Below are 1,657 nucleotides of genomic sequence, written 5' to 3'. Positions count from 1 at the left end.
AACGATTTAATTCCTAATTTAGTGGAAACGGTCAAAGGATATGCGAAACACGAACAAGAAACATTGACCAAAGTCATTCAAATGCGCAATCAATTAACTCAAATTCCTTCTGAAAATCGAGAAGAACAAATGCAAGTTTCTAATCAGCTAACGGATTCTTTAAAGACCATTTTTGCACTTAGTGAAAATTACCCTGATTTAAAGGCTAATCAGAACTTTACCCAATTACAAGAAGAACTCACTTCTACGGAAAATAAAATTGCTTATGCCCGTCAATTATACAATTCGAGTGTGGCAACGTACAATATTAAATTACAAGCTTTCCCAAGCAATCTCGTAGCTGGTATACATGGATTTAAACCAGAAGCTATGCTAGAAACTCCTACTGAAGAAAAAGCTGTACCAAAAGTTTCTTTCTAAATTGGGCAGTTGAAAAACTCAGAATAAAAAAGAACTTAAGTGTTAAAACGACCCAAAAAAGGTGGACTTTTTCAGAGTAGAGAAATCTACTCTGTTTTTTTATTGAGTAGGGTTTTACAAATTTCTCTATCTTAAATGTCTAGTGAACCCATCTTGTCCTGCTGTTTATTGTTTTTAAGCTGCTAAAGACAGAAAAGCAGGAATTTATTAATAACGAGGTAGGTTCAGTTAATAGAACTTTTCTTTCGTGCCTTAAGGAGTTTAAATCACTATCTTTAAGGCACGTAAACTCAGACTTCCATGGATTTCTGCTTAATCAATTAAACCACTACTCTCTCATTCAACTGATCCGATTAATGTAGCGAATGTTTTGAATGTTCTTTAGATTTGTCGTTCCTATTTGTGGCAGGAAAGAAAGATTGAACGTCTAAATAAAAGAGATTGGACAAAAATAGAGAATGTAGATTTTAGTCCCATTCAAAGAGCTGTGGTATACTTGAATTAAGGAATCTGATTGGACGAAAGGAAGGGGGGCAGAGCATGTTATTCCAACAAATTGAGCAGAATAAGCGAAAAACGATTTTATTGATGGTTGGTTTTTTTGTTTTAGTTTTGATAATAGGCGGAGCAGTAGGGTATTTGAATTTCAGTAGTGCCTGGGCCGGAATTCTATTAGCTGCAATTGTGGCAGCGGGATATATGGGCTTGACCATCTCAAACTCTACCAATATTGTAATGAGTTTAAATAACGGGAAAGAAATTACCAGCAAAGAACAGTATCCGCTTTTATGGAATGTGGTAGAAGAATTGGCTTTGATCAGTAAAGTTCCAATGCCTAAAATTTATGTGATTGAAGATGCGAGTCCTAATGCATTTGCTACAGGCAATGCCCCTGATAAAGCAGCTGTTGCAGTGACTACTGGAATTATGGAACGGTTAAATCGAGAAGAGCTGGAAGGTGTGATAGCTCACGAACTGTCGCATATTCGCAATTATGATATCCGGTTGTCGACTATTGCTCTAGCTTTAACAGCCGTGATTGCGTTATTGGCTAATATGGGAACTCGGATGTTGTGGTTTAGCGGCGGTGGACGACGCAAAAATAATAAAAATGATACTGGCGGTTTAATTTTTATGGTGATTTCTTTAGTTCTGATCATTTTGGCTCCATTGGCAGCAACGCTTGTTCAACTGGCGTTATCGCGAAATCGCGAATATTTGGCAGATGCTTCAGCTG

At 37.1% G+C, this 1,657-nt stretch carries 2 protein-coding genes; both read left to right on the top strand.

Features of this window, described 5'->3' with window-relative positions; all coding sequences use genetic code 11:
- Positions 1-420: LemA family protein (locus tag RT405_RS07630; RefSeq protein WP_313468900.1), on the top strand; the 420-nt coding region annotated here is incomplete at its 5' end.
- Positions 421-960: 540 nt separating this feature from the next.
- On the top strand, positions 961-1,657 hold a 697-nt coding region (locus RT405_RS07625), incomplete at its 3' end, for a M48 family metalloprotease (RefSeq protein WP_313468898.1).

This window comes from Carnobacterium sp. (genome assembly GCF_032094055.1).
Lineage (GTDB): Bacteria > Bacillota > Bacilli > Lactobacillales > Carnobacteriaceae > Carnobacterium_A.
The sequence above is the reverse complement of the archived record's forward strand: the minus strand, read 5'-3'. Positions and strand labels throughout refer to the sequence as shown.